Raw genomic sequence first — 23,575 nt, 5'->3', positions numbered from 1 at the left:
ACAGATACCTTAGAATCCATGTTGCGAACAAGGAGCATCAAGTGGCACACCCTCTCAAACTAGATATTGTTTCGGACGTCTCCTGTCCCTGGTGTGTGATCGGCTATAAATCACTGGAACAAGCACTACGGGAATTATCCGGCGAGATTGAGGCCGATATTACCTGGCAACCCTTCGAACTGAATCCTAATATGCCTTTAGAAGGCCAGGATATTCATCAACACCTCCAGGAAAAATACGGATCCACCCTGAAACAGATTGATGAGAATCACCAGATGATCACCCAGCGGGGTGCTGAACTAGGTTTTCAGTTCAATTTCCAACAAAATGGACGCATCTATAATACCTTTGATGCCCATCGCTTATTGCATTGGGCCCGTTATGAAGGCAATCAAACTGATCTGAAGCTGGCTCTGTTCAAACTCTATTTCACCGACAACGGCAACCCGAGCAAACAGAGCGATCTGCTCAAGTGTGTGGAGCGTGTCGGGCTCCCGGTTGAAGCCGCTAAAGCGATATTAGATTCTGATGAGTATGCAGAGCGCGTTCGGGAAAAGGAACAACACTTCCGCTCTTTGGAAATCAACTCAGTACCAACCATCATCATCAACGATCACTACAGTATTGTGGGCGGTCATCCGGTTGAGACATTTAAAACCACATTGAGAGAAGTGGTCTCTGAAGATAATTCATCAGCAGGGCAATAAAGCGGGTACTGTTCCTTTGGATTCTATAACGCAAATTGCATTAGGTGCAGCGGTCGGCCACGCTGTTCTGGGTCGTCACGTTGGCTATCGTGCAGCACTCTGGGGATCACTCTGCGGCACACTGCCAGATCTTGATGTGTTTATCAGCATGGGGGGGCCGGTAGCTGACTTCACCTATCACCGTAGTTTTAGTCACTCTCTGCTGGTACTCACTCTCATCACGCCCGTAATCACCTGGTTGATCATCAAGATCCACCCTGCAACACAGTTATATCGCAGGAGCTGGCTCTGGCTCGTCTTCCTGTCACTGACCACACACCCCCTCTTGGACAGCTTCACCATTTATGGCACACAACTGCTCTGGCCTATAGTGGAGACACCCATAGGTCTTGGCAGTATCTTTATAATTGACCCCCTTTATACCCTACCGCTACTGATAGGCGTCATTACCGCACTCTCACTACACCACCGCCCCAGACTGGCACAGCGATTCAATCAGGCAGGACTGGTAATCAGCACACTCTACCTGGGCTGGAGCTTCACGGCACAGTTTCATGTCAAACAGATTGCGGAAGAGAGTCTGTCCAATGCCAACCTGACGCCCACAGCACTGCTGGTAACCCCAGCACCTTTTAATACAATTCTGTGGCGAATCGTTGCCATGGATAACAAGGGTTACCATGAAGGCTACTACTCGCTACTCGATGAAAAGCCAACGATCAGTTTTATTCGCTATGCGAGTGCAACCCATCTGCTTGATGACCTGCAACAGCATTGGCCCGTTCAACGTCTGGCCTGGTTTACCAAGGGCTTTTACAAGGTTGAAAATCTCAAGGGCACCATTACCATGACCGATCTGCGTATGGGCGCAGAACCCGACTATGTCTTTAGCTTCACGGTTGGCACGATCAGCAATCCACATCCCATACCATCAACGGATAAGCGGATAATCATGCCAAGAAGTTGGGACCGGGTCCCCGACATGTTACGGCGAATCTGGATCGAGCCTAGCTAAAACCGCATTTTTTATTGGGTCAAATAACGTTTCATTTGATACAAAAATAATCACAGTCCTGATTCATATCGGTATAATGACCGATCACACGACACTGGACAGGACACATGCCACAAGCCCCATCCCATTTTAAAGTCCTGTTTGCAGGCATCATGAGCCTCATTCTGACCCTCGGCATTGCGCGTTTCGCGTACACCCCCCTGTTACCCATCATGCAGGCACAGACCCTATTGGGAGACGCCACGGGGGGATGGCTTGCCACCTTTAACTATATGGGCTACATGTGCGGCGCCCTGACCGCTGCCATGATCAGTAATCTGCAATTGAAAGACACCCTCTATCGTATCGGCTTGATCCTGGCACTGGTTACGACAGCGGGCATGGCGCTGAGTGAAAGTCTCTGGCTGTGGGGCATCATGCGCTTTTTCGCTGGATTGAGCAGCGCAGCCGGTCTCCTAATCGGTTCAGGTTTGATTCTGAACTGGCTGATTCGACATAACCATCGCATGGAATTGGGCATTCACTTCAGTGGACTGGGACTGGGTATTGTTCTAAGTGCAGTGGCCGTAGACTTGATGGCAACCCATCTGACTTGGAGCCAGCAGTGGCTGGCACTGACGGCTATTGGAATGATCCTGATTATTCCCGCCTGGAACTGGCTCCCCAGACCAGACACCAGTCCTTTCACGACCAGTGGCGTTAAAATGGAGGATCGGCCGCCAGAAACCAAATGGATGATTATATTATTTACCAGCTACTTCTGTGCCGGTTTTGGCTACGTCATTAGCGCCACCTTTCTGGTAGTCATCGTGGAAGCCGAGCCTGCCCTGAACGGTTATGGTGAACCGGCCTGGCTGGTTGTTGGGCTTGCGGCAGCACCTGCCTGTTTCATCTGGGATCGCATCGCCCGAAAGACAGGTGAACTCAAGGCACTGGCCTATGCCTTTGCACTACAGATAGTCGGCATCATTCTTCCTACTTTTGATCCCAGTCTAGTGGTGGTGATGTTCAGTGCAGCACTCTATGGCGGCACGTTCATTGGTATTGTCAGTCTCATGCTGACCATGATCGGCAAATTTTACCCCACCAAACCCGCCAAGCCGATGGGAAAACTGACCCTCAGCTATGGCGTCGCACAGATTGCCGCACCAGCCCTGGCCGGGACACTTGCAGAAACATCAGGCACCTATAACGGCTCCCTCTATTTGGCCGCCATCATAATGGCGATCGGCCTGATCCTGGTGCTCTATCTGGTCTCACACGAGACAAAACTGCGCCGTGCTGCCGTTTGATTTAACAAAGATTTACGATATTCGCCGGTTGTATCTGACGCGCTTCTTGTGAGAGCTGATAGAATCTACACAACACCGATAGAAAAAATGGAGTGAGGCTATGCGCTGGCGCGGACGGAAAGAGAGTCGCAATGTTGAGGATCGTCGGGGTGCCTCCGGACCTGCCTTAGGTGGACTGGGTGGCAGGGGTGGCATGCTCAATCTGCTCCCTATGGTGTTTAAAGTGCTTGGTTTTAAAGGTGGGCTAATCGCCGTCCTCGCACTTGGCGCCTATGGTCTTTTCAGTGGAAATCTCGGCAGCATGCTGGGAACCGGCAATATCCAAACCACCAACAAACAACAAACCGTCCAACAAAACGCTGCGGAGAAAGAGTTGGTCAGTTTTGTATCTGTAGTATTGGCTGATACCGAAGCCACCTGGCAAGGCCTGTTTAAAGAGATGGGCGGGAATTACAAAGAACCCCGTTTAGTACTGTTTCGTAATGCCGTGCAATCGGCCTGTGGTCTGGGACAGGCGGCCACGGGCCCCTTCTATTGTCCAGCAGATCAAAAAGTGTATATCGATCTCAGCTTTTACGATGATCTGAAGCGCCGCTTCAAGGCACCGGGGGATTTTGCCCAGGCCTATGTTCTCGCCCATGAAGTCGGTCATCACGTCCAGACTCTACTCGGCATATCCAGTAAAGTTCACAAGGCCAAAAGTTCCCTGAGTAAAGTACAGGCCAATCAACTCTCAGTACGGCAAGAACTCCAGGCCGACTGTTTTGCCGGGATTTGGGCACATCATGCCGATCGTTCTCGCCAACTGTTGGAACAGGGTGATGTTGATGAAGCACTCACCGCAGCCAGTGCCATCGGTGACGACCGCCTACAAAAACAGGCACAAGGCCATGTCACGCCGGACTCGTTCACACATGGCAGCTCTTCGCAACGGGTTAACTGGTTCAAAGTCGGCCTCAGCAGTGGCAATATAAAAGCGTGTGATACCTTTTCGACGAATAAACTTTAAACACCATATTACCCTTCGCACCCTCATCTGTCGTTTAGTTGGCATAGATCAACAACCTAAAGCCCTGTTTACTTAACTCCCGCAGAAAACTCGGTTAGTATCAAACGAAATTTATAGTGAGAAGCCACTGATGATAACGATAGATCAATCCGTTGCTAATGTACTGACACATGGCTTTCAGATTCCGCCAAAACCTGAAACACTGGTACGCCTGCAAGCCATCAACAACAGCGACGACCCTTCTTTGCGTGATGTAGCCGATCTGGTTTCATCGGATGTCGGTCTCTCTTCAGCCATTCTAAAAACCGTCAACTCTCCCTTCTACGGCATGTCCCGGAGCATCAGCAACATAAACCAGGCTGTGTCCCTGCTGGGACTGAAAAGCATCAACAATCTGGTTGCATCAATCGAGTTGAAGCGTTCCTTAACTGGCAATGCTTGTATCTCACTCGAACGGTTTTGGGACAATGCCACGGACGTTGCCAATGCCATGGTCTATATCGAGAGCAAACTCAGTATAAAAGTATCACAGGAGACCCTCTACTCGGTCGGCCTATTTCATGACTGTGGGATACCCGCCATGGCAATCCGCTTCCCAGATTACCGAAGCACCCTGATAGAAGCCAATGACAGCTCCGATCAGACTCTTACCGCATTAGAAGACATCAGGTACAACACCAATCATGCGGTAGTGGGATACTTTATCGCCACATCCTGGAACCTGCCGCAGTCACTCTGCGACATCATCCTTCAGCACCACGAATATGATTACCTGGATCACATCACGGGGCAGAGTGATCAACTCACTTACGCCATACTCAAGATGGCTGAAAACATCATTGATCGAACCAGACGATTCCGTGAAATTTATCGATGGGACATACTCCAAACAAGCGTGCTGGAAACCCTAGGAATTAGCAGTCTTGAGTACAGCGATATTGAAGAGGATTTAAGCGAACTACTGAAATAGCGAGTTTATTTGATCGGAATCCACAAAATCATTGTCCGTACAATTAAAGTTGAATCGGGAATTTTCGTTAGTTAGCAGTTTTTCAAACTGTATTGCTGGCAGTGGCTTACTGAAATAATAACCTTGCACTTTCTTACAATCCAGCTGCTTTAGATAGAGCGCCTGTTCCCGACTCTCCACTCCTTCTGCAACGACATCTAAATCCATCGCATTGGCCATAGAGATTATGGCTTTTACGATTGCCCGTTTATTTCTATCGTTCAACAGGTGCGTAACAAAAGAGCGGTCGATCTTGAGTGAATTTAATGGAAAATGCTGGAGATAACTCAATGAAGAGTAACCCGTACCAAAATCATCTATCGCTAATTTAATTCCGGTAGCATGCAACTGATCAAGCTGATTACGCACCCGATCGACATGCCCCATCATCATGCTTTCTGTAATTTCCAGGATTAAATTACCGTGAGAAAATCCAGCCTCTTCCAGCGTACCCTGAATATCCTGAACTAATTCTTTTGAATTAAACTGACGTCCAGAAAGATTAACTGCCAGCGTTAATTCTTGCGAATGCTGATCCATCCACTGTTTTACCTGTAAGCAGGCCTGTTGCAAAATCTGCTGGCCAAGGGTTGTTATTAGACCGCTCTCTTCTGCCAGCGGTATAAATTCATCGGGCATTACCAGACCACGATCCGGATGATGCCAACGCGCCAATGCCTCTACTCCCACTATCCAGCCAGACCGTAGATCAACTATTGGCTGATAGTAAGGCACAAACTGCGCATTGCACAGTCCATTGTTCATGTCATTCTCAAGCACTAATCTTTTCTGGCTTTCCTTATTCATTGATTCACGAAAGAAATAAAAATTATCACCCCCTTCATTTTTTGCATGGTACATTGCCATGTCAGCATAGCGGGTCAGATCTTCCACATTCTCACCATCCTTGGGGAACAAACTGATGCCAATACTCATGTGCGGAATAATTTCGTGCTCTCCAATCCAGACTGGCTGAATGACCTCTTTAAGAATTTTTGCCGCCACCTCACCGGCTGTAAATTCATCTGTCAAGTCAGTAATAATCACGGTAAATTCATCACCACCCATACGCGCCACAGTATCCATTGAGCGTACAGCCTGTTGAATGCGCCCTCCCACTGCGACCAGCATCAAATCGCCTCTACTATGACCCAGCGAATCATTGATATATTTGAATCGATCGAGATCGATAAACAGCAAGGCGAGCTTCTTTTTTGCTCGGCGGCAATTTTTCAAATCTTGCCTGAGCCGTTGATGAAACAACGTGCGATTGGGGAGCTTAGTCAAAGGATCATAAAATGCCAGCTCCTCCAGTTGCTCCTCTGTTTTTTTCTGATGGCTGATATCAGAAAATAACCCCGTATAAAAACGCGGCTGCCCTGTTACATCTCGTACAACATTCAAACGCAGATAGATCGGAAAAACCTCTCCGCTCTTTTTTCTATCCCATATCTCGCCTTGCCATTGACCTGTCATATCAATCGAATGCCAAATGGCCTTATAGAACTCAGCGTCATGCCTTCCAGATTTTGCAAAGCCCGCATTACGCCCTATAACTTCATCCCGCGTATAGCCCAATAATTTACAATAAGCTGGATTCACTTCAATAATCTTTAAATCCATATCCGTAACAACAATTCCTTCGCTGGTCGATTCCATCACATAGGTGGAGAGTCGCAGCTCTTCTTCTGTTTTTTTTCGTTGGGTAATGTCTCGCCAAACGACGTGCAACAGTGTGCGGTCATCTGCGGGGATGGCTGTCAGTAAAACCTCAACTGGAAAGTCGGTACCATCAATTTTTCGATGAACCCATTCAAATCGATGCGATCCATTTTCTATAGCCATTGAGATCATCTCATTGGCCTTATCAAATGAGGGCACGCCGTCTGGCTGAAAGGAAGGTGACAATTGAGAGGGGTGGGTCGAAAAAAGTTCTGATCGACTCATATCGCCAAGCATTTTTAACGTTGCATCATTACAATCGACGAACCTACCTTCGTCGATGATAAGCATCGCATCTGCCGAGTGCTCAAATAACACACGGTATTGATCCTGGAGTACTTCAGCCATTCCTATACCTAATCAACAGACCTCATATTAATGAACAGTCAACGTTAAAAGTGCAAAATAAACTGGCTGTATTTTTGCTTTATGGCTGCTGGCTATCTTTGATATACCGGGCGGACCGCTTGGCATCTCGTCATGATGCCTATGTAATAGTACCATTGGAACCCATTCATAAATGATAGCGGCATATTCAGCCATGACTTAAGCCTCTGGTCTATGAATGTCGCTTTGACTGAATCGACATAAGCTGAATAATAGCAGGCATCACGATCTCTTATTACTTGTATTTCCCACTTCTATGGTAGGTTATTGTAATATGAGGGCATATTTGTATCCGTTTAACCCCAAGGAGTCCCATGCGACCTGCAGCCATCGCAACCATTCTTGATCGAGAATATCTGAGTACTGAGCAAGGTCATCACACACCAGTAATGCTGTGGGGACCACCTGGCGTGGGAAAATCCCAGTTAGTAAGTCAGGTGGGTGAACGCCACAACGTACCTGTCATTGATATTCGACTCTCCCAAATGGAGCCGAGCGATTTGCGCGGCATCCCTTTTCGCAATGGCGAACTTGTTGAGTGGGCAGAGCCCGCACTACTACCCCATGCCAATAACCAGGGTGAACGGGGTATTCTGTTTTTGGATGAGATCACCTCGGCACCACCCAGTGTTTCCGCTGCCGCCTATCAATTGATTCTCGATAGACGACTCGGTGAGTATCAAGTACCTCAAGGCTGGGCCATCTTTGCAGCAGGTAATCGTCAGGGCGATCGGGGTGTGACCTACACGATGCCTGCACCACTGGCCAATCGTTTCACCCATTTTGAAGTGGATACCCATCTGGATGACTGGGTAACCTGGGCCTATAACAATGGCATCGATGAGCGGGTCATTGCATTTTTGCGCTTCAGACCCGAACGGCTATTTGATTTTGACCCTGCACACAACCCTGTCGCCTTTCCCACCCCACGCTCCTGGGAATTTGCGCATCGTGGGCTACAGAAATTTGATCAGATACCAGACCTGCTAACCGACACCCTGCAGGCCTGTGTCGGACCAGCCGCCGGAATAGAGCTCGCAGCCTTTGTTAACAACTTGCACAAGCTACCAGATATTGATGCCATCCTGCGAGGCGAGCCGGTCGTGGTACCTACCGAGATCGACCTACAGTATGCCGTAGCCTCGGCCCTGGTGGGGCGCGCGGTAAAACATAAAGAGGGTGCCGAAGGCGCGAGCATCTACGGACGCATATTGGAATACGCCAGCCGCTTCCCACAACGGGAGATGGGTATCATGTTGGTGTCTGATATGCATCGGGCTATTGGTGCAGAACTTTTTGGCATTCCAGAGTTTGCTCCATGGGCAGAAGCGGTTGCCGATGTGATGCTTTATGACCTGTAGTGTTGATTAAAACCTACAGATGAACCCTTTATAATGAGTGAACTCGAAACCAAACTCAGTGCCGCCAGGACTCGGCTTATCCTGGATAAGCCTTTCCTGGGTGCACTGGTATTACGTCTACCGATGATTGAAGCCGAAGGCGATTGGTGTCAAACCACCGCAACAGATGCCCGCAGCTTCTATTACAATGCGGACTTCATCAATGCCCTGACGTTGGAACAGACTCAGTTTGTACTCGCCCATGAAGCGTTGCATTGCGCCCTCTCACACTTCGCACGAAGAATGAACCGAGATAAATACCGCTGGGATATCGCTTGTGACCTCGCCATCAATCCCCTGCTGATCGCGGAAGACCTGACACCCTGCCCTGGCGCACTGCATGTTGTCGAGTATGACGGCATGACCGCAGAAGAGATCTATCCCTGTATTGATGAGAGTGATCATATGAATACCCATGATCACCACATCTATGATCAAGGAGAGTCCAACCCCGGCGGCAGTCCCAGCGGTGGTGGCAATGCCGAAAATGAGCAACCCTCGACCGGTCAGGGCGGACAACAAAACCAAACCAGCAATACTCCACATCAAGGTCAGCAACAACAGCAAGACGCTGGATCATCCGGCGGTGAACAACCGCCTCCGCTCACAAAGCGAGAGCAGGAACAACTCGCCATCCAGTGGACTCAACGTTTGGCGGGCGCCCATCAGCAAGCGATACAAGCCGGTAAGATGGGTGGCGCACTGGGGCGCATGATCGGCCATCTGCTACAGCCGCAGATTCCCTGGCGCATGCTGCTGGCACAATACATGACAGCAACCGCAAGAGATGATTACAACTGGGCAAGACCCTCGCGCCGTGAAGGCGATGCCATTCTCCCGAGCCTCCGCAGTAATGAACTGAAAGTGATTGTCGGGTTGGATACCAGCGGCTCCATCAGCGATGAAGAGATGAAGCAGTTTGTTTCTGAACTGGATGCACTGAAAGGTCAGGCAAATGCCCGCATCACACTACTGGCCTGTGATGCGGCCCTCACGGAGGACAGCCCCTGGATTACCGAACCTTGGGAACAGTTTCAACTACCCCGTGAATTCAAAGGGGGTGGCGGCACTGATTTCAAACCCGTGTTCGAGTGGGTTGAACAGTATGACGAAAATGCAGACCTGCTCATCTACTTCACTGATGCCCAGGGCCATTTTCCTGAGCATGAACCGCGTATGCCCGTGATCTGGTTGGTCAAGGGACGGGCTGAAGTGCCCTGGGGTCAGCGCATTCAGCTGAGCTGAACCGTTTTAGGAAAAGATGCAGTGGACCTGACAAGTGAAGACCTCCTCCGTTTAAATGTACTGGCCGTTAATGCGGATGCCATACGCATCAATGAAAACACCCTTGAGGTATTCGGACTGAAGGGTGACAAGGAGATGAAGGCTCAGCTCCACCCCACGGGTAATCAGGATCGCTACATCAAGCAAGTACGAGAAGTACTAGCCAGCATTGCGCTTAATTCACCCGGTGGTTATCCCGTTTTTATCCAGCGATGGACTCGCACTGGCCAAGTTGAAAGTACACGCCTCTCCAGTCTATTGAAACTGGCTGAACCAGAAGCGGTCATGGCGGTGGTCTGCTCACCAGGACTAAGTACTGAACTGGCACGCCTCGCCTGGTGGTGTGAACCCCACGCCGAATATGCGAGACGCCTGTTGGAACAGCCTGAAGTCGCCACAGGAGCACTGGGGCCAGAACTGGCAGCCTACCTGGTGGAACATCTTCCTTTTGAGACAGAACCACAAATGATGCTGGAAACCGTACGACTGGTACTGCAACCGGGACTGATTGATGACGCGCTTAAACAACGACTCTGGAACAGAGGACGCTCAACAAAGAGTTATCGCGTTGGTTTTCTTGAAACCATACCGGACGATCTGCCCGATCCACATCCACCTCATTACGCATTGGAAGCGCATCAGGAAAGACTCCAGCAGCTTGCCGATAAAAACAATGCCTATGCTTTATTATTAATGAAACTGTTGCACAGCACGGGACAGACCTTTGCCCACACAGCCGCCGATGCATTAACGCGACCGGCCAATCAAGATGTTGCCACCGCACTCTTCAAGTCCGTGGGTCATTATTATAAGTGTATCCGTACACACCAGGATGAACTTCGCAAAATAGAAGAGATAGAAAACCTGGTCGACTCACTCATCAATCAAGAGAGCGGACCACTTCAGGAATTGTGCAATAGTGTCCCTGCTTTACAACCTGAAATACGTGCCATGCTATTCCTGGCCCATTTCGACGACGTTGTACTTACGCCTATTCTCAGCCTGACCGATGCCGTTGGAACCGTCATGCGCAAAAAAATCCGCCCAGTTTCTGAGCCTTTATTGGCTAATCTTTCGGTAATTCTCGGACGAAAGCTCACTTAAAGTGGCTTTCTAGCTAAAATAATAACACCTAACATACTGATTTAATTTGTAATTAAGAAATTACTAAAATAGTTGTTTACTATTTAAGTAATTTCTTATATTGTAGATCTCAGTTAAGGCAAGCTGTAAGAGCTTAACAGAACAAAATACAAAACTTATTAAGATTTCTCAGGAGATATACTCATGAACAAATTTGCAAAAATCGCTGCTGTTGTCGCTATGTTGTCTGCTTCTGCTACTGCTTCTGCATGGTGGGGCGGTGGTCCATGGAACGGCATGGGAAATGGCATGGGTGACGGATCTGGTGACTTTAACATGAACTTCAGTGGTCGTGGTAACGGTTACTCACGTGGAAATGGCAATGGCTACGGCTATGGCAACCCATACTACGGTGGCTATGGCGCACCTTACGGTTATGGCGCTCCTGGTTACGGTGCTCCTGCTTATGGCGCTCCTTACGGTTATGCCCCTTACGGCCAGCCAGTTGCCCCACAGGCTCCTGCTCAATAATAGTCTCGTCAAGTAGTTAACGAGCTATTAAAAGGATATCGATGCACAAGGATGTGCACATCACCTAAAAGTAAATGATTCAACCCGTGCAGAGATTCCGTGTCTGGCGCACACAGATAATGCCAGTACAACAGGCTGCAGTACTCTGCAAATCACGTTAAGGTTTAAAACAATGAAAATGACCAAGTTGATTGCTGCTATTGCCCTGACCACCGTAACAATGACCGCCAGTGCATGGTGGGGTGGTAATCCCTGGAATGGAAATGGCCTCGGTGACGGTTTTGGAGACGGATCCGGCGATTTCAACATGAGTTTCAGTGGTCGTAGTAACATGTACGGTAGAGGCAATGGCTACGGCTATAACAACCCCTACTACGGTGGCTACGGTGCTCCTTACGGATATGGCGCTCAGCCTTATGGCTACGGCTCCGCCCCTGTTGCCCCATACGGTGCAATGAGTGAAGAACAGCAGAAAGCCATGGAAGCCCATCATCAAGCCATGATGGAAGCCATGGAAGCACAGCGTAAACAATTTGAAGAAGCTGCACCTGGCCAAGCGCCCTTCGCACAGCCCGATATGAACATGAGCCGTGAAGAGATGCTCAAGCAGCGTGACGAGCATCGTGCAGAAATGCAGAAACAGATGCAAGAGCGTCGCACCGAAATGGAAAAACAGCGTGAAGCCCGTCGTGCCGAATTTGAAAAGCAGGTGGAAGCACGTCACGAAGCCATGCATCAAGCCATGGAAGCGCGTAAAGCAAAATAAGTCTTTATCTGAAACGCTCAGATCTGACGCAAAAGCCCGTGATGCATGTCACGGGCTTTTTTTATGTCAGCAAGAAATCCGTCTCAGTACTTACAAGGTGGTCAGTACACTCTGACCGCAAAAGAGCGGCCTGTGCGGGACAGCCTACGCTCCGCTCCGACTGCCCCTTACCACGAGTTGTGTCCGTTAACTAGGGTTTAAAAAGAATTAATAAACACCTTCTGAATTAATAAACACCTTCCACAAACACTATATTCAAGAAAGAATTGATTCAAAGAAGATAACTCAACGTTCATAGCCGCAGCTTATGACATTAAGCGCAGCTGGACTTACCTTGTTTTTCAGCTTTATCGAAAAGACGCAATTTGTTACATCAATCACATTAGCTGGAATAATTGTGGTTTGGTGTTGGATAGTATCTTTATGCATGTCGGCATATAGGCCACAAATTTTAAGTGGTATGGTTATTTCAATAAATAACCTATCATCAATAATAGTGGAAGGCGGTTTCGGATAACTAATCTTTAGTGATTACACAATAATTGAACCAATGGCATGTCTCGCTCGACTCACAATAATATAAACACATGAGGAGATGGTAATGGCTGCATCTAGTCTGATTCAATTTAAACGCAGTTTAAACGTAAATAAGTGGCACTTGTTCAGTCTGCCAACACCCATTACCAGGGCTATTCGTTTACCGCCTGTAATTAAGGTTATTGTTTTGCCATGGTTAGCGCTGGTTTTTACAGCTCTCTCGCCGACATCTTCACTTGCATGGACAAGTAGTGGGCATGCAGAAGACCTGACATTCGATAGGGTTGCACCTGCTGCTTTGACAGTAATCAGTCGAAATCAAGAATACACAGAGCTTCTAAATGGCCGTGTAGTTCAACTCAGGGCCAATTTTGGCATTGCGGCAAATGGGGATGGCGTTCCTCTTGACCACGCCTCTATTAAATTCAGAGTAATGTCAAGTTCCAGTGATAGGGCAGCACTTGAGTACCCCCTAGAATGGGTAAAAAGATATAGTGGTTCAAATCAGGACCGAGATCGGGATTCAGCAGCTGTTAATATCCCAAGAGATGTTATAGCGCAATTCGCCATCAAAGAATGTAATAGAGAAAAAGAAAGGATGCTGGGGATGGGTAATCGTGCTGTTGATATTTTTGCCATAGATCGTCGATTGCCACTCATCATTTCTTTAACGGGAGAATGGGGTCACAAGGCGTTCCAAGGCGACAATGTAGAGATGCATTCATTCCCTTCAACAGAAAGATTAGCCGCTATGGAGATTGTCTGCGCTGCAGATACTAGCTTCAATGTTAAACGTACAACCATTCAGATCAGGCCTGTTACGCGCGCTGATGGAACCTGTGAAATTGCAGCACAGGTGGGTATCAGTACGACTCACCCTAATCAGCCGCTGGCTTACACACTGGAGAATCACTTGGGACGCCATAGCACGGTTTATCGTGTCGTAACTGATCGAAATGGAAACGCAATAGGGAACCATAAATTGAAGGTAGAGAACAAGGCGGGGCTTGAGACCGGGCGTTTACATGTTGTTGGATTCGAGCCCAAATATTTTATTTCAAATGTTGTAAATTACTCAATAAATTGCCCTGTTGGACATGGCTTGAAATCTAAGAACCTTGGTGTTACGTCTCCACGAGGTATTCCAGGAATCGAAACGCTGAAGCCAGTTGGCACCATACCGTCATCAGATGTGCCTCAAAGCAAAAAGCCGAATGTTCCTGGCATTAAACCCCCACCGGGAATTCCACAAAACAATCTTCTTAAAAAATAATACCGGTGTAAATCGGGCACCTTTCATACTAAATAAATTATAAGGCTACTGGATTGATTTTATGAAGGGTGCTACAAATTACTGACTTCATTGATTGGATATAGTTTAACCAATAAGCGATCCCATGCAGCACCTTGCTGAGTTCGCTTCAAGATTGTGATTGGTAAAACAAGGTAATAAAAAACGTGTTTAAATAGTTCTACCATGAACTGCAAACTGCCGATTCTCTACTCATTTAGACGTTGCCCCTACGCCATACGCGCCCGATTGGCGATTGCTTCCAGCGGCCAATTAACCATTCTTCGTGAAGTGTTTTTAAAGGATAGACCGGAGGAGTTTATTCGTTGTTCACCGAAAGCGTCCGTTCCTGTCTTGCAATTGAATGGTGGGGCTATTATCGATGAAAGCCTTGATATTATCGAATGGGCGCTTGAGCAGAATGATCCGGATAACTGGTTACCCAGGTCACCGGGTGAACGTGCGATAACCAATCAACTCATTGAAGAAAACGATGTTCAGTTTAAGCCGCTGCTTGACCGGTATAAATATTCAATCGGGTATCCTGAAAAGACGGAGCAAGTATATCGATTGGAAGGTGAATATTTTTTACGGCAGCTGGAACAGCGGCTCAGCCAAAGTCGTTATTTGATCAGCCCACGCGCCACACTTGCAGACATGGCTATCTTCCCCTTTATTCGCCAATTTGCAGGCGTTGATTCAAAATGGTTTAACGAAGCACCCTACCCTCATTTGAGAATCTGGTTGCAACAATGGCAGGCCTCTCCAATCTTTCAGTCGATTATGGTGAAGTATCCTCAGTGGAAACCAGAGGACTCCCCGACGGTTTTTCCATAGGCCAAGATATAGAGGTTGTGAAAATACGCTTATCACTACCGATAGGTAAAACAGGGCGCCCACACTTTCCCGTGCATTAAAACTCCACACTTATTCAAGTGTATTTTGGTTGATTGGCATGTGCAGTTGTAGCTCCTCAATGATTCTTTTCTCAAGCCAGTAGTGGGCTAGTCCTGGAATTGTACCCGAAACAAATCCAACATGGCCGCCGCCTTTGGTAAGTTCCAGCGTGACATATTCGGAGAGCTCTTCCTGAGTTGGGATTGTGGTGGGCCACATGAACGGATCATCTTTTGCGTGCAGGATCAATGTGGGCGATTGGATATTTTTTAGATACTGTCTGGAGCTTGATTCACTATAGTAATGATCTACTCCTCGGAAACCATTCAGCGGCGCAGTCACTTGGTCATCGTACTCTCGAAATGTTTTAAGTTTCTCAATATCAATAGTCAGTGGGGAAGGTCGGTCTTTAAAGCGTTGTTTATAACTGCGCTTAAGACTCGATAAGAGGTGGGCCTGGTAAAGCTTTGATACACCTTTTTCAAGACGGGTTGCAGTATCTCCCAGCAGAAAAGGCACTGAGATGGCAATGGCAATAGTAAGTTTGCTCTTTGTCCCCGTCTCGCCCAACCATTTTAGGAGTACATTGCCACCCAGTGAATATCCTATCGCGGCATCAACGCTGCGTCCTGATTTCCGTTCTATATAATCAAGCATGAAAGAGAAATCTTTTGTATCGCCTGAATGATAGCTTCGATCTTTCCTGTTGGGTCTTCCCCCGCAACCGCGAAAATGCATGAAGACGGCAGAATAGCCAACGGCATCCAGTTGCATGAGTAGATTCGCTGCGTAGTGTGACTGGAGTGAACCTTCAAGGCCGTGCATGATGAGAATGAAGGGGCCAGCATTGTTATCCAGCCAGGCGATATCTAAAAAATCGCCATCTGGTAATTCAACGCTTTCAGTACGGGTGTTGGGCTCGGGTCTGCGGCGAAAAAGGAATGGCCAAACGGTTTGGGCGTGTGGGTTGGATAACCACCATGCAGGCTTAAAGGCGCTGTTGCGTATCATACATAATTTATCGGCAATAATTTAATGTTGCCTCGTAAAAAGAGGCAGAGCGCTGTTAATTATCTGTGGTGGTCATACGGTTGCTCAAGCGACCGAGTTTGTCGATCTCCACCACAACTTCATCACCGGGTTTGAGCCAGACTTTGTTTTCCATTCCCAATATTACCCCCTCGGGCGTGCCTGTGACGATGATGTCGCCCGGTTCCAGCGTGGCGTAACAGGAGATATAGCTAATCAGTTCTGCAACGGAGAAGATCATATCGGAGGTGTTTGAGTCCTGTCGTAACTCGCCATTAACCCAACAGCGGATACCCAGGTTTTGCGGATCGCCCACCTCATCGGCAGTGACCAGATAGGGGCCAACGGGCAGGAACCCATCAAGCATCTTTCCGATAGTCCATTGACCGGCACTCATCTGCAGTTCGCGCTCGCTCAGATCATTGGCCACACAGTAGCCGAATACGCAATCGAGCGCCTCTTCGGGACTGACGCGCTTGACCTGTTTGCCGATCACCACGGCCAGTTCGGACTCATAGTCATACTGGTAACGTGTTGTTGGCAGGTTGATGTTGTCGTGCGCCGATGCCAGACAATTGTTGTATTTGGCGAACAGGATTGGCGCTTTCGGTTCGGCCATGTTGGCCTCGCGCGCATGGCGGCGGTAGTTGAGCCCGATGCAGATAATCTTGTTGGCGACAGGCAGGCAGGGACCCAGCTGCAGATCGGCCTCATCGAAAAAGAGATCTTCGTGCCCCTTCGCCCGTTCGAGTAACTCGCTCAGCTCGGCCAGTCGGTCGCAGGAAGGGGTGAATGGTCGGGCATCACCGTTAAGCTCCTCCTGGGCAGCGGCAATATCCAGTACGCCATCAGCTGTGCTTAATCCCCAGCGTGTGTCCGCGCCCATGCGAAAGGTCAATAGCCTCATCTGCTTACTCCATGTGAGTTATTATGATTAGCGCAACACCTAACCATGCCGAAACCTCTGCCAATCAATTCAAGAAGTTGGCATTGGATTATTTTATGCCAGGATGGCATGAGCATAGCGAAGCCTAACAGCAGTTGTTGGGCATCTCTTCGTTCACCCCAACCTACGAAAACACCTTTCAGAATACAGTTTCACAAACTGATCTTTATACCCCACCATCCGCTTTGAATTCATCCCAACGCTTGCGGAGTTCAGACAGGCGTTTTTTGTAGGCCTCGGCATCGCCAAAATCAACAAAGTGATCCATGCGCTGATGCGGGTCTGGCGTACGTCGGGCATGTTTGATCGGACACCAGTACTGTTCTGTACGTGCACTGATTTCACGGCAATACTCAACCAGTCCGTTGCCATAACTACAGTAAAGACAGTTAAGTTTCTCCAGCGCATTCAGATAGGAGAGTTGCAGTCTGTCTACTCGCATGTATTCTGCTCGTACCACCAACGGTATGCCATAGAGTCTAAAACAGGTGTGCTGGTAGAGGGTGATCATCAGGTCCAGTAATACCAACGGAATGATCAGGCTGTAGATGATGGGGACTGAGAGGATATGAACCAGTCGAGCTTCACGAATGTAACGCCACAAGCCGATACGTTGTTGACGCTGCAGTGCCTTGAAGCCCTGTTCAAAACGCACCTTGCCTTGTTGGAGAGTATAGTGAAATTGCCTTCGCTTCTCTTGGAGAAGTCGATCAATCTCCAATTCAAGTTCGGTCTGCATGGTCTGCAGTCGGGAAAGAATCTCATCCAGTGTTGACTTGGCCATTTCGTACCTTTGATCTGCACAGCGTGATAAGACGCTCAGTATGTCATAGATAATGTATGGTTAATATTCTACGCCACACTGATAACGAATTTGCTAAACGTGTCCACTTATCTTGGCATGCAGCGGCTTGGTTTCATTGAATTTATCCATCTGCTCCGGGGTTGCCTCGTTCTGATACTTATCTTTCCATTCGCTGTAAGGCATGCCATATACGGCTTCCAGTGCCTCATCCTTGGTTAACTCAATACCTTGAGCATCCGCTGCTGCCTTGTACCATTTCGACAGGCAGTTTCTGCAAAAACCCGCCAGATTCATGATATCGATATTCTGTACATCTTTACGCTCCTGCAGATGCCCGATCAATCCACGAAATGCGGCCGCCTCTAGCTTTATTCGATCCAGCTCATCCATTCTATTCTCCAGCCAGTCTCAGTAAATAAAGACTTAATCTACCCCTTCTATGCGCTCAAAACAAAAGGGAATGTGCAAGGTTTTTGGCCTGTATTCTGATTCATTTTCGTTCAGGCTCCGTTCAGGCTTTGGGTTGTAACCTGTAACCGTCAATTAACAGAGCGCCACAAACGGAGAATCGACATGAAAACATTCATCAAGATGGTCGCAATTACCGGGCTTTGCCTGGTCTCAATTGGACAGGCCCAAGCAGGTTCTGAGCATAATCGTGGTTATACAAAACACTCAGATATCAAGAATCTTAATCAGCGTGTTGATTGGGGCATCAAATCCGGAAAGATCAGTCATCGGGAGGCCGATCGCCTCAGGCATCAGCAACAATCTATTCGCCAACTGAAAAGGAAATTTTATGCGGATGGGCATCTTTCACGAAAAGAGCGGCAGATTCTTTCCAATCGCATAAGTCGACTGAATGACCGAGTCTACAGTTATAAACATAATGATAACTACCGCGTAGACAAGGGTTACTGGAATAATCGAGGCTACAGCCGTAGCTATCTGTACGGCCATAGTGATAGCCGGCCCTCTGGCACGATTATCTATCGATGGTAAGGTTACTGCTTTGACCCAGAGTTAACGCTCTGGGTCATTGCTCAACCGTGACAGGTATCTGTTGGGTCATGTTTTCTCTGATGAAGAAGAACCAGTACCAGCCAAGACTATTAAACCAGCAGACGGCGGCTGTCCACAGGTCGTGAGAGAGAAAGTGGGCGCCTCGAATCTGCTGAGTAATACCGAAAACCAAACCTAACGTGACACCCGCCGCCAGTCCGTACCATTTCCATTCTGGGCGAATAATGGCCAGGAAAAAATAGAGTGCTATAAAGGTAAAACCGGCACCGGCATGTGCAGCAGGAAAACACTTACCGTATTTATAGTCGCCGGGATGAGGTTCAAAAAGTTTCAGGTAAGGATTGTCACCGCCATAGCGCAACAGATCCCAAGGACAATCAACGTGGGTGATCTCTTTACTCATACCGATCAACAGGCCTGACAAGGGCATTACCAACGCCAGATACCAGATCGCTTTTCGATAGGGCTTTAGACCCGGTAGAAACTGACTCAGAATCGCTATACCGAATAAAATAACAGCCAGTATTCTTACAAACACCTTACCTTTAGAATGGAGTAACTCTGAGACTATGTAATTGTTCTGGAGTGTCCAACCGCCTGCTCCCGGCTGATAAATCCTATCCGCAATAAACAGATCGATACCGGTTAATTCCAGAAGGATAACCAATAAAATAAATACCAGAAAAGGTATCACCAAGTGGTGACGCAAAAATGTTCGACTACCTTGCATTATCGGGTTACCGGCTTCTGTTCCCAGGCATTGAGATGTTGTGAAAAGATATAACTTGCCCCTTGATAGTAAGCAATATCACGTTCAAGATCAGCATCAACCAGATCAAGATGGGTCTCTTGGGGGGTTTCAGACGCCGCATTTAACTGTTTATCCATGCCTCTTTTAGGGCTCAATATAGAGAGCTTATTATCCGCAAACAGTCCCAGCTTCTGATAGTTGCCAATCAATGCACGCTGTTCTGCCAGCTTCATGGTCAGAATATTTTTGCCAAAGAAGGCTGATTCATAATCCATATTCATCAGTGCCAGCAAGGTCGGAGCAACATCGATCTGACTGGAGAGGTTGTCGACTCTTTGCGGCTTGATATGTGCAGGACTGTAGACCAGCATCGGAATATGGTATTGCTGTACAGGCAAAGCCGATTTACCCGCACTACCCGAGGTATGATCCGCAATAATTACAAACAGTGTATCTTTGAACCAGGGCTTAGTCCGCGCTTTTTCGATCATATCGCCAATGGCCCAATCGGTGTATTTGACCGCACCTGATCTGCCGCTGCCTGACGGTATATCGATACGGCCATCAGGATAGGTATAGGGCCGATGGTTTGTTGTCGTCATCAGATGGAAAAAGAAGGGCTTGTCGGCAGAATGGGCACTGTCGGCAGCCTTGATGGCTTGATTGTAAAGATCATCATCAGCCATACCCCAGGCATTGCTAAAACCCATCTCACTATCCGGCGTGCTGGATTGATCAATAATGCCGTAACCATTTCCCGCGAAGAAGGCATTCATATTTTCAAAATACCCTCGCCCACCATAGATAAACTCTACATCGTAGTCTTTCTTTTTGAGTACATTTCCGAGTGACCACAAATTGGTTTCATGGCCAATGCGCTTCACAATAGAGCGACCCGGTGTAGGAGGAATAGAGAGCGTAACGGCTTCCAGGCCTCGAGTTGTTCTTGTACCTGTTGCGTAGAGATTGGTGAAGAGCATCGATTCATTGGCCAATCTATCCAGGTTTGGGGTTAACTGTTCACTGTTTCCAAATGTCTCCAGATAATTGGCACTTAAACTCTCTACCATGATAAGAAAGATATTTAAGTGGCGTTCGCTGCCCGGGTTATCTACCTGACGCTTGATATCAAAGCTGGCATTCACCTGACTACCATCACCGATCTCTTTTTGCAGCAATGTAGCCGCCTTTGAATCTGGCAAGGTCTGATAGAATTTGTAATAGTCTAGTTCGTTATTCTTAAATGCCGAGATAAACTGATACGGCCCATTGCTGGCCAGTTCATTTTGATAACTGTTATTGGATACTTCCCGGTAATCCTGATTAATCAAGAAAAAGCTCAGCACGGGAAGCGCCAGCAATCCCATTCCATAAACCAATCGTTGCCGAAAGAGCTGGCGAGCGCTGAGGATGCGTGCGATACGTTTGAAAGACAATCCATAAACCACCAGCGTTACCAGAAAGATGGCACTAAGATAGAGTGGCAAGGGATAGGATTCACGAATATTGTCGGTGACCTCACGCCTATAAACCAGATAGTCGACAGAGATAAAATTAAATCGGACGCTGAATTCATCCCAGAACAGAAGTTCGGCCGCAAGTATAAAGCCCAGGGTGTAAAGGGTGGAAAAGATCGCTAGATGAACAAGTCCACGATGAAATGTGGTCTGCCACAACCGCTCAGGAACAAACAGCAGGTAGAGTGTGACAGGGATCAGCGCATAGCTATAAAATGCCAGATCATAGATGAGCCCGACGAAATAGATTTTTGGAATAGAGATGATCGATAAATCCGCTTGCGAGTTGGCGACAGCCGTAAGCAAACCCCGCGTCACTGAGAAATAGGCTATTGCAATCAATAACATATACCCTATTAGTGCAAAACGACTGTTGGGTGATTTTGCCTGCATCAGAACTTTCCCCGTACATAAGTGATAAATATTGCACGGAGAATACGCCCGTAAAATTAAGGGAAACTTAAGAGAACTCGTCAACAATAGAACAATCTGATCTACTTGATCCCAATACCCAGCAGCACATGGGGCTCAGTTATGCGCGTTTTACTTGTGGAAGATGACAAATTACTCGGCGACGGTCTCTCTGTCGGATTGCAGCAGATGGGCTATACCGTAGACTGGATCATGGATGGAAACCAGGCTGAGACTGCACTTCAGGACAAATCACTGGACCTGCTCATTTTGGACATCTCGCTACCCGGTCAGGATGGCTTGACGTTGCTGGGCAAACTGCGCCGCCAGGGTAATGATATCCCTGTGCTGTTATTGACCGCCCGAGATGGCTTGAATGATCGTATTAGGGGTCTGGATAGTGGCGCTGATGATTATCTGAGTAAACCCTTCGACCTTGAAGAGCTCGCTGCGCGGCTCCGTGCAATCTCACGTAGAAAAGGAGGTCGCAGCACACCACTACTCCAGTATGGTGATATCACTCTGGACCCCGCTGGTCGTACAGTACAGTTCAAGGATACGCCCATCACCTGCACATCCAGAGAATTTGCGATTCTTGAAACACTCTTGCGCAATGCCGGACAGACACTGACCAGACAGCGTCTTGAAGAGGCCCTGTATGGCTGGGAGGATGGTGTAGAGAGTAATGCCATTGAGGTGTACATCCACCATTTGCGTAAAAAGCTTGGAAAATCAACCATCGAAACAGTTCGTGGTATTGGTTATAAAATCCCAAAGAAAGCACATATCCATGAGTAGCCCTATCTCAATCCGTAAACGTTTGCTCATCACCCTCATTGGATTGATTGGTGTGACGTGGTTAGGTGTGTTTGTACTGATTAGCAAAGACAGTACACATGAACTGGAAGAGATCTACGATGCCAGTCTTGCACAAAACGCACGCATCCTGTTTGGACTGTTGCAGCAGGAGGTCAAGGAAGGTGAACTTGAGTTGCTTAGCGATATTGAATTGAATTCTGACCGCATGCACGCCTATGAGTTGAACATTGCATTCTGGGCCAGTATTGGGAAAGTTACTATCCAGTCAAGCGGTGCACCAGAGTTTCTTACTGCCCTGCCCGACGGATTCAGCGATTATACATTTAACGGGAGCAAGTGGCGGGTATTCACGTTAAGGGACAGAGAGACTGATCTCGTAATTCATACCGCGCAAAAACTGGAAGCACGGGAGGAGTTGGTCGCCTACCTGATAAAAGACACACTGTCTGTCAATATCTTGATACTGCCTGTTATGGGTCTGCTGATCTGGTGGGGCATTAGCAGCAGTCTCAAGCCACTTAAACAACTGGTCGATGAAGCCGGTGCAATGGATTCCCATTCACTCCGACCTTTTAATATCGAAGATGCACCCAGCGAAGTTTCACCTCTCATCACTGCACTTAATCAGTTGCTGGAGCGATTAAATCTTGCCATAGAGAATGAACGCCGCTTTACTTCCGATGCAGCCCATGAGCTTAGAACACCTTTAGCCGGTCTAAAGGTACAATTGCAGGTTGCATTAAGGGCAGATGACCCACAACAAAAAGCTAATGCAATGAAAAAGGCTGTTGAGGGAATTGATCGTGCGACCCATCTAGTCAATCAATTGCTTACCCTTGCCAGAGCGGATAGAGAGGATGCTGGAACACTGGTTATGGGCAGAGTGGATTTAGTAAGCCTGTCAGAAAACATATTATCAACAATGAAGGCCGAGGCCCTACAGCTCGGAATTAAACTCAATTTTACTACTGATCAACGAAGTATTTATGTGGAGTGCGAACCCACCATGATAGAGATTGCCTTGCGAAATCTCCTGGAAAATGCACTGCGCTATACAGCACCACCCGCCCAAGCCGGCATTGACTTAACCCGTTCCAGCACAAGCGGCGAAGTGATTTTAAGTGTATGGGATACCGGTAAAGGTATTCCACCTGAAGCGGTTGCACAGATGTTTCAACGCTTCAAACGGGGCAGTGACAATAGCGCCAGTGGAAGTGGGCTGGGTTTATCTATTGTGCAAAGAATCGGTGATATTCATAACGCTCAGGTTTCAGTCAATCCTGCATCTAAAACCACAAAGTTCAGCATATCGCTTCGCTTTAAAACAGCCCGCTAGATAGGTTG

General features: G+C 47.9%; 22 protein-coding genes. 15 read left to right on the top strand and 7 right to left on the bottom strand.

Translation table 11 applies throughout. The features are described from left to right. Nucleotides 1-41: 41 nt before the first annotated feature. The 5 genes from FHP88_RS07595 (at nucleotide 42) to FHP88_RS07575 (ending at nucleotide 4,993) form a co-directional block, all read left to right on the top strand. Nucleotides 42-707, top strand: a complete 666-nt coding sequence (locus FHP88_RS07595) for a DsbA family oxidoreductase (RefSeq protein ID WP_144358433.1) — start codon at nucleotides 42-44, stop codon at nucleotides 705-707. Between the two features lie 16 nt (nucleotides 708-723). Continuing rightward, nucleotides 724-1,722 (top strand): metal-dependent hydrolase, encoded by a 999-nt coding sequence (locus FHP88_RS07590; RefSeq protein ID WP_144358432.1) that lies wholly within the window; start codon nucleotides 724-726, stop codon nucleotides 1,720-1,722. Between the two features lie 107 nt (nucleotides 1,723-1,829). Continuing rightward, a complete protein-coding gene (locus FHP88_RS07585; RefSeq protein ID WP_144358431.1) occupies nucleotides 1,830-3,014 on the top strand; it encodes a YbfB/YjiJ family MFS transporter in 1,185 nt (394 codons plus the stop codon). Nucleotides 3,015-3,114: 100 nt separating this feature from the next. Further along, nucleotides 3,115-4,023, top strand: coding sequence for a neutral zinc metallopeptidase (locus FHP88_RS07580; protein WP_144358430.1), 909 nt, complete (start codon nucleotides 3,115-3,117; stop codon nucleotides 4,021-4,023). A gap of 130 nt (nucleotides 4,024-4,153) precedes the next feature. After that, nucleotides 4,154-4,993 carry an HDOD domain-containing protein gene (locus FHP88_RS07575; RefSeq protein WP_144358429.1) on the top strand — a complete coding sequence of 280 codons (840 nt, stop codon included), beginning with the start codon at nucleotides 4,154-4,156 and terminating at the stop codon, nucleotides 4,991-4,993. Here FHP88_RS07575 and FHP88_RS07570 read toward each other — a convergent pair. Continuing rightward, the gene (locus tag FHP88_RS07570; protein WP_144358428.1) at nucleotides 4,982-7,102 is read right to left on the bottom strand and encodes a bifunctional diguanylate cyclase/phosphodiesterase; all 2,121 of its coding nucleotides are present in this window, start codon (nucleotides 7,100-7,102) and stop codon (nucleotides 4,982-4,984) included. The genes FHP88_RS07575 and FHP88_RS07570 overlap by 12 nt on opposite strands. 353 nt (nucleotides 7,103-7,455) lie before the next feature. On the opposite strand from FHP88_RS07570, the gene FHP88_RS07565 reads away from it, so the two are divergent. The 7 genes from FHP88_RS07565 (at nucleotide 7,456) to FHP88_RS07535 (ending at nucleotide 14,870) form a co-directional block, all read left to right on the top strand. Next, nucleotides 7,456-8,502 carry an AAA family ATPase gene (locus FHP88_RS07565; RefSeq protein WP_144358427.1) on the top strand — a complete coding sequence of 349 codons (1,047 nt, stop codon included), beginning with the start codon at nucleotides 7,456-7,458 and terminating at the stop codon, nucleotides 8,500-8,502. Nucleotides 8,503-8,535: 33 nt separating this feature from the next. Continuing rightward, nucleotides 8,536-9,786 carry a DUF2201 family putative metallopeptidase gene (locus FHP88_RS07560; protein ID WP_144358426.1) on the top strand — a complete coding sequence of 417 codons (1,251 nt, stop codon included), beginning with the start codon at nucleotides 8,536-8,538 and terminating at the stop codon, nucleotides 9,784-9,786. Between the two features lie 21 nt (nucleotides 9,787-9,807). Next, on the top strand, nucleotides 9,808-10,929 hold the full coding sequence (locus tag FHP88_RS07555; protein WP_144358425.1) for a sulfur reduction protein DsrS: 1,122 nt from the start codon (nucleotides 9,808-9,810) through the stop codon (nucleotides 10,927-10,929). Between the two features lie 183 nt (nucleotides 10,930-11,112). Next, nucleotides 11,113-11,439 carry a sulfur globule family protein gene (locus FHP88_RS07550; RefSeq protein WP_144358424.1) on the top strand — a complete coding sequence of 109 codons (327 nt, stop codon included), beginning with the start codon at nucleotides 11,113-11,115 and terminating at the stop codon, nucleotides 11,437-11,439. A gap of 172 nt (nucleotides 11,440-11,611) precedes the next feature. Beyond that, nucleotides 11,612-12,205: a sulfur globule family protein gene (locus FHP88_RS19455; RefSeq protein ID WP_186297645.1), complete on the top strand. Its 594-nt coding sequence runs from the start codon at nucleotides 11,612-11,614 to the stop codon at nucleotides 12,203-12,205. 601 nt (nucleotides 12,206-12,806) lie between these two features. Continuing rightward, a complete protein-coding gene (locus FHP88_RS07540; protein WP_144358423.1) occupies nucleotides 12,807-14,015 on the top strand; it encodes a hypothetical protein in 1,209 nt (402 codons plus the stop codon). A 204-nt stretch (nucleotides 14,016-14,219) separates the two neighbouring features. Next, complete coding sequence (locus FHP88_RS07535) at nucleotides 14,220-14,870, top strand: glutathione S-transferase (RefSeq protein WP_144358422.1); 651 nt, start codon at nucleotides 14,220-14,222, stop codon at nucleotides 14,868-14,870. 90 nt (nucleotides 14,871-14,960) lie between these two features. Here the strand turns inward: FHP88_RS07535 and FHP88_RS07530 are convergent, their stop codons facing one another. The 4 genes from FHP88_RS07530 to FHP88_RS07515 form a co-directional block, all read right to left on the bottom strand. Beyond that, nucleotides 14,961-15,941: a hydrolase gene (locus FHP88_RS07530; RefSeq protein ID WP_144358421.1), complete on the bottom strand. Its 981-nt coding sequence runs from the start codon at nucleotides 15,939-15,941 to the stop codon at nucleotides 14,961-14,963. A 55-nt stretch (nucleotides 15,942-15,996) separates the two neighbouring features. Next, nucleotides 15,997-16,866 (bottom strand): fumarylacetoacetate hydrolase family protein, encoded by an 870-nt coding sequence (locus FHP88_RS07525; protein WP_144358420.1) that lies wholly within the window; start codon nucleotides 16,864-16,866, stop codon nucleotides 15,997-15,999. Nucleotides 16,867-17,071: 205 nt separating this feature from the next. Next, the gene (locus FHP88_RS07520; RefSeq protein WP_144358419.1) at nucleotides 17,072-17,689 is read right to left on the bottom strand and encodes a hypothetical protein; all 618 of its coding nucleotides are present in this window, start codon (nucleotides 17,687-17,689) and stop codon (nucleotides 17,072-17,074) included. A 93-nt stretch (nucleotides 17,690-17,782) separates the two neighbouring features. Then, complete coding sequence (locus FHP88_RS07515; RefSeq protein ID WP_144358418.1) at nucleotides 17,783-18,100, bottom strand: DUF1244 domain-containing protein; 318 nt, start codon at nucleotides 18,098-18,100, stop codon at nucleotides 17,783-17,785. Between the two features lie 183 nt (nucleotides 18,101-18,283). Between FHP88_RS07515 and FHP88_RS07510 the strand changes: the two genes are divergently transcribed. Continuing rightward, nucleotides 18,284-18,712: a hypothetical protein gene (locus tag FHP88_RS07510; RefSeq protein WP_144358417.1), complete on the top strand. Its 429-nt coding sequence runs from the start codon at nucleotides 18,284-18,286 to the stop codon at nucleotides 18,710-18,712. Nucleotides 18,713-18,746: 34 nt separating this feature from the next. Here FHP88_RS07510 and FHP88_RS07505 read toward each other — a convergent pair whose 3' ends face one another. Both FHP88_RS07505 and FHP88_RS07500 read right to left on the bottom strand, forming a co-directional pair. Beyond that, on the bottom strand, nucleotides 18,747-19,463 hold the full coding sequence (locus FHP88_RS07505) for a phosphatase PAP2 family protein (RefSeq protein ID WP_144358416.1): 717 nt from the start codon (nucleotides 19,461-19,463) through the stop codon (nucleotides 18,747-18,749). Continuing rightward, complete coding sequence (locus FHP88_RS07500) at nucleotides 19,463-21,394, bottom strand: LTA synthase family protein (protein WP_144358415.1); 1,932 nt, start codon at nucleotides 21,392-21,394, stop codon at nucleotides 19,463-19,465. Before FHP88_RS07500 ends, FHP88_RS07505 begins: the two co-directional genes overlap by 1 nt. Before the next feature lie 141 nt (nucleotides 21,395-21,535). Here FHP88_RS07500 and FHP88_RS07495 point away from each other — a divergent pair, with 141 nt between their 5' ends. Further along, entirely contained in the window at nucleotides 21,536-22,210 is a 675-nt protein-coding gene (locus FHP88_RS07495; protein WP_144358414.1) for a response regulator, read from the top strand. Next, complete coding sequence (locus tag FHP88_RS07490) at nucleotides 22,203-23,567, top strand: ATP-binding protein (protein ID WP_186297644.1); 1,365 nt, start codon at nucleotides 22,203-22,205, stop codon at nucleotides 23,565-23,567. The genes FHP88_RS07495 and FHP88_RS07490 overlap by 8 nt, the downstream gene beginning before the upstream one ends. Nucleotides 23,568-23,575: the final 8 nt, after the last annotated feature.

It is taken from the genome of Sedimenticola selenatireducens (assembly GCF_007625115.1).
In the GTDB taxonomy this organism is placed as follows: domain Bacteria; phylum Pseudomonadota; class Gammaproteobacteria; order Chromatiales; family Chromatiaceae; genus Sedimenticola; species Sedimenticola selenatireducens_A.
Note: the sequence above shows the minus strand (reverse complement) of the source record. Positions and strands in the feature narration are given on the sequence as shown.

Coding starts and splice junctions, on each gene's coding strand:
- FHP88_RS07585 (WP_144358431.1), top strand. CDS start 1,830: ATGCCACAAGCCCCATCCCATTTTAAAGTCCTGTTTGCAGGCATCATG.
- FHP88_RS07580 (WP_144358430.1), top strand. CDS start 3,115: ATGCGCTGGCGCGGACGGAAAGAGAGTCGCAATGTTGAGGATCGTCGG.
- FHP88_RS07575 (WP_144358429.1), top strand. CDS start 4,154: ATGATAACGATAGATCAATCCGTTGCTAATGTACTGACACATGGCTTT.
- FHP88_RS07570 (WP_144358428.1), bottom strand. CDS start 7,102: ATGGCTGAAGTACTCCAGGATCAATACCGTGTGTTATTTGAGCACTCG.
- FHP88_RS07565 (WP_144358427.1), top strand. CDS start 7,456: ATGCGACCTGCAGCCATCGCAACCATTCTTGATCGAGAATATCTGAGT.
- FHP88_RS07560 (WP_144358426.1), top strand. CDS start 8,536: ATGAGTGAACTCGAAACCAAACTCAGTGCCGCCAGGACTCGGCTTATC.
- FHP88_RS07550 (WP_144358424.1), top strand. CDS start 11,113: ATGAACAAATTTGCAAAAATCGCTGCTGTTGTCGCTATGTTGTCTGCT.
- FHP88_RS19455 (WP_186297645.1), top strand. CDS start 11,612: ATGAAAATGACCAAGTTGATTGCTGCTATTGCCCTGACCACCGTAACA.
- FHP88_RS07540 (WP_144358423.1), top strand. CDS start 12,807: ATGGCTGCATCTAGTCTGATTCAATTTAAACGCAGTTTAAACGTAAAT.
- FHP88_RS07535 (WP_144358422.1), top strand. CDS start 14,220: ATGAACTGCAAACTGCCGATTCTCTACTCATTTAGACGTTGCCCCTAC.
- FHP88_RS07530 (WP_144358421.1), bottom strand. CDS start 15,941: ATGATACGCAACAGCGCCTTTAAGCCTGCATGGTGGTTATCCAACCCA.
- FHP88_RS07525 (WP_144358420.1), bottom strand. CDS start 16,866: ATGAGGCTATTGACCTTTCGCATGGGCGCGGACACACGCTGGGGATTA.
- FHP88_RS07520 (WP_144358419.1), bottom strand. CDS start 17,689: ATGGCCAAGTCAACACTGGATGAGATTCTTTCCCGACTGCAGACCATG.
- FHP88_RS07515 (WP_144358418.1), bottom strand. CDS start 18,100: ATGGATGAGCTGGATCGAATAAAGCTAGAGGCGGCCGCATTTCGTGGA.
- FHP88_RS07510 (WP_144358417.1), top strand. CDS start 18,284: ATGAAAACATTCATCAAGATGGTCGCAATTACCGGGCTTTGCCTGGTC.
- FHP88_RS07505 (WP_144358416.1), bottom strand. CDS start 19,463: ATGCAAGGTAGTCGAACATTTTTGCGTCACCACTTGGTGATACCTTTT.
- FHP88_RS07500 (WP_144358415.1), bottom strand. CDS start 21,394: ATGCAGGCAAAATCACCCAACAGTCGTTTTGCACTAATAGGGTATATG.
- FHP88_RS07495 (WP_144358414.1), top strand. CDS start 21,536: ATGCGCGTTTTACTTGTGGAAGATGACAAATTACTCGGCGACGGTCTC.
- FHP88_RS07490 (WP_186297644.1), top strand. CDS start 22,203: ATGAGTAGCCCTATCTCAATCCGTAAACGTTTGCTCATCACCCTCATT.